Raw genomic sequence first — 3,243 nt, 5'->3', positions numbered from 1 at the left:
GTGGTGGGGGCGTCGCCGGCCGCGGGGGCGGTCTCCAGCAGCGGGTTCTTCTCGATCTCCTCGGCGATCACCCCCTCGATCTCGAGGTTGGACAGCGTCAGCAGTTTGATCGCCTGCTGCAGCTGCGGCGTCATCACCAGCGATTGCGACTGGCGCAGGTCGAGGCGCGGCGCGAGGCTCATGCGGGGCGGGGGCTGTGGGAGGCGAGCGGCCGGGCCATGCGGCTAGAGCGTGAAGCCCTCGCCCAGGTACAAGCGGCGCACGTTCTCGTCGCGGACCAGCTCGTCCGGGCTGCCGGTGAACAGTACCTTGCCGTCGTAGATGATGTAGCCGCGGTCGACGATGTCCAGCGTCTCGCGCACATTGTGGTCGGTGATGAGCACGCCGATCCCGCGCTCCTTCAGCTGGCACACCAGGTCGCGGATGTCCGCGATCGAGATCGGGTCGATTCCCGCGAACGGTTCGTCCAGCAGCATGATCGACGGATCGGCGGCCAGCGCGCGCGCGATCTCGGCGCGGCGCCGCTCGCCGCCCGACAGCGCCATTGCCGGCGCATCGCGCAGCCGCGTCAGCCCGAATTCGCCCAGCAGCTTCTCCAGCTTCTCGGCGCGCGCCGCCGCATCCGGCTCGGCCAGTTCGAGCACGGTCAGGATGTTCTTCTCGATCGTCAGCCCGCGGAAGATCGACGTTTCCTGCGGCAGATAGCCAAGGCCGAGGATCGCGCGGCGGTACATCGGCAGGCCGGTGATATCGTGCCCATCCAGCATGATGCGGCCCGAATCGGGCTTCACCAGCCCCATCACCGAATAGAAACAGGTCGTCTTGCCCGCGCCATTGGGGCCGAGCAGCCCGATCACCTCGCCGCGCCCGACCGATACCGACACGTCGGTCAGCACGACGCGCTTGTCATAGCTCTTGGCGATCGACACCACCTGCAGCCCGTCCGCGACGGGCGCCTCGTGGATCGCCTCGACCTGATCGAGCGGGGTGGTCATCACATCCATCGGCGTACGGCCTCACGTCACAACGGGCGGCGGCGTGCGGGCACGGCGCCTTGGCAGGATTCATGCATGATGGCGCGCGCGCGGCATAGCCCCGACGTGCCGTACCGCGCCGTCTTGCCGGTCAGTTGTTGCGTTTGGGCACCGCGAACGTGCCGGTGACCCGCCCGTTGGGAGCCGGCTGGACGCCGTTCGCGCCGCTGCCCCCGCCCGCGACCGACGATCCGTCGATCACCGCGCGCCCCGAATCGAGGTTGATGGTCAGCCGCCCGCCGTTGACCGTGCTGCCGCCCTGCGTCAGCCGCACCGCGCCCAGCATGGTGATAATGCGGCGGTTGAGGTCATAGACCGCGAACTGGCTGCGCGCGGTCTGGTCCGGGCGGATCACCGTCACCCCGCCGCTGGCGTCCATGCGCGAGATCTGCGGATTCCCGCCCTCGATCTGCCCGGTGTAGGTCAGCACGATACGCTGTGCGCGCAGCGTCATTTCCGCCTGCTGGACCTGCACGTTGCCCGCGAAGACCGCGCGGTTGGCGCGATCCTGCAACTCGATATGGTCCGCCGCGACGTTGACCGGCGCGTTGGTGTCGTGGCGCGTCTGCGCCGTGGCCGGCGCCGCAGCAGCGAGCGCGAGGATCAGGAAGGCGGCGTGGCGCATGGCGGGCTATTTCGTCGCTCGCGGGTCGATCCGCAAGCGCGCATTGCCGTCCAGCCGCACGGTACGCGATTCGAGGTCCGCGCGCATCGAATTGGCGCTGAACGTCCCCTGGCGCACGGTGCCGGTCACCGCGCCGGTCGATTGAAGCTGGCGCGTCTTCAGGTCGACGACCGCATCCTGCGTGTCGAGTGCGTAATTGTTCGGCCCGCGCACCGCGATCGGCCCGTCCACCTTCACCTGTTCGGTGTCCATGTCGTAGCGGCCCGACGGCGCCTTCACCGTCGCGGGGCCGTCCGACAGGCGGATCGCGGCGGCCAGGTCCTGGATGCGAACGATCGGTTCGGCGGAGCTTTTCTGCACCGCGGAGCCGGCGTCCAGCTCGAACGGCTGCCCCTTGCCATCGGTGCCGCGATAGCGCGCGGCCTCGATCTTCATCCGTTCCTTGGCCACCTCGACCTTGTTCTTGTCGAGCACGAACGACGATTCGCCCCCCATCGTCAGCGGGGCGAGCACCAGGAACGCGGCCAGCACGCCGATCGACACCGGCAGCAGCCAGTTGGCGGTGGCGATCACATGGTCGTGCCGCCCGCCGGGCAGCGCCCAGCGTTGCCGCGCCGACCGCGATCGCGCCGCCACGTCAGACATGCGCGAAGATGTCTGTCTCCGGCCAGCCGGCCAGATCCAGTTCCGCGCGCGCCGGCAGGAAATCGAAACAGGCCTGCGCCACCGCGGTCCGCCCCTCGCGCGACAGCCGCCGGTCCAGTTCCTCGCGCAGGCGATGGAGGTAGCGGACGTCCGACGCGGCATAGTCGCGCTGCGCCTCCGACAGGTCCGGGCCGCCCCAGTCGGACGATTGCTGCTGCTTGGAAATGTCCTGCCCCAGCAACTCGCGCACCAGCTCCTTCAGCCCGTGGCGATCGGTGTAGGTGCGCACCAGCCGCGACGCGATCTTGGTGCAATAGACCGGCGCGGCGACGACGCCCAGGTAGTGGCGGATCGCGGCGATATCGAATCGGCCGAAATGGTACAGCTTCAACCGCCCCGGATCGGCCAGGACCGCGCGCAGCACCGGCGCGGCATAATCGCTGCCGGGGCCGAAGCGCACCAGATGCTCGTCGCCAAGCCCGTCGGACAGCTGGACCAAGCACAGCCGGTCGCGCGGGGTGATCAGCCCCATCGTCTCGGTATCCACCGCGATCGCGGCGCCGGGGGCGAACACGTCGCCCGGCAGGTCTTCTTCGTGAAAAAATACGGCCATGATCGCGCTCTAGCGGGGCCGGGCGCGCGGCTCAACGCTTCACGTCACCGGCGGCGCGATTGCGGCATGAGCGGGGCGGGGCCGGTGCGACGTGCGATGAATTGTGCCCAAGTTGCGATCGTTGCGACCAAAATCGACGTCCGGACACGAAAAGATGCGCAAAACGATTCGCCGGGCGTGATCGGATCGGCTATGGATAGGATGAGGCGCGATTGTCATCTGCGCCCGGGGAGCCGCGTTCGCCGTCCTGCGCGTGGCCTCGATGCAATCGTTCGGGCGGACCGGGAAGACGAACAGGGTTATGGGTTACGACAAGGGCGGCCGCG

At 68.7% G+C, this 3,243-nt stretch carries 4 protein-coding genes and 1 pseudogene; all 5 read right to left on the bottom strand.

The annotated features are described in order from the left end of the window. A pseudogene (locus tag AX685_RS12585) lies at positions 1 to 182 on the bottom strand (RNA polymerase factor sigma-54); the annotation flags it as partial. Between the two features lie 42 nt (positions 183 to 224). Then, positions 225 to 995 carry an LPS export ABC transporter ATP-binding protein gene (gene lptB / locus AX685_RS12580; protein ID WP_096612256.1) on the bottom strand — a complete coding sequence of 257 codons (771 nt, stop codon included), beginning with the start codon at positions 993 to 995 and terminating at the stop codon, positions 225 to 227. 130 nt (positions 996 to 1,125) lie between these two features. Then, on the bottom strand, positions 1,126 to 1,659 hold the full coding sequence (locus tag AX685_RS12575) for an LptA/OstA family protein (RefSeq protein WP_066489201.1): 534 nt from the start codon (positions 1,657 to 1,659) through the stop codon (positions 1,126 to 1,128). 6 nt (positions 1,660 to 1,665) lie between these two features. Next, positions 1,666 to 2,304 carry an LPS export ABC transporter periplasmic protein LptC gene (lptC, locus tag AX685_RS12570; protein WP_066489198.1) on the bottom strand — a complete coding sequence of 213 codons (639 nt, stop codon included), beginning with the start codon at positions 2,302 to 2,304 and terminating at the stop codon, positions 1,666 to 1,668. Further along, positions 2,297 to 2,917: a ribonuclease D gene (locus AX685_RS12565; RefSeq protein ID WP_066489196.1), complete on the bottom strand. Its 621-nt coding sequence runs from the start codon at positions 2,915 to 2,917 to the stop codon at positions 2,297 to 2,299. The genes lptC and AX685_RS12565 overlap by 8 nt, the downstream gene beginning before the upstream one ends. Positions 2,918 to 3,243 lie beyond the last annotated feature (326 nt).

The sequence above is a fragment of the Sphingomonas sp. CCH9-F2 genome, assembly GCF_001556735.1.
Classification (GTDB): domain Bacteria; phylum Pseudomonadota; class Alphaproteobacteria; order Sphingomonadales; family Sphingomonadaceae; genus Sphingomonas; species Sphingomonas ginsenosidimutans.
This window is presented reverse-complemented; position numbering and strand designations above follow the sequence as displayed.

What these genes read in the sequence shown, in the direction of transcription:
- lptB (WP_096612256.1), bottom strand. Translation starts at nt 995, where the DNA reads ATGACCACCCCGCTCGATCAGGTCGAGGCGATCCACGAGGCGCCCGTC.
- AX685_RS12575 (WP_066489201.1), bottom strand. Translation starts at nt 1,659, where the DNA reads ATGCGCCACGCCGCCTTCCTGATCCTCGCGCTCGCTGCTGCGGCGCCG.
- lptC (WP_066489198.1), bottom strand. Translation starts at nt 2,304, where the DNA reads ATGTCTGACGTGGCGGCGCGATCGCGGTCGGCGCGGCAACGCTGGGCG.
- AX685_RS12565 (WP_066489196.1), bottom strand. Translation starts at nt 2,917, where the DNA reads ATGGCCGTATTTTTTCACGAAGAAGACCTGCCGGGCGACGTGTTCGCC.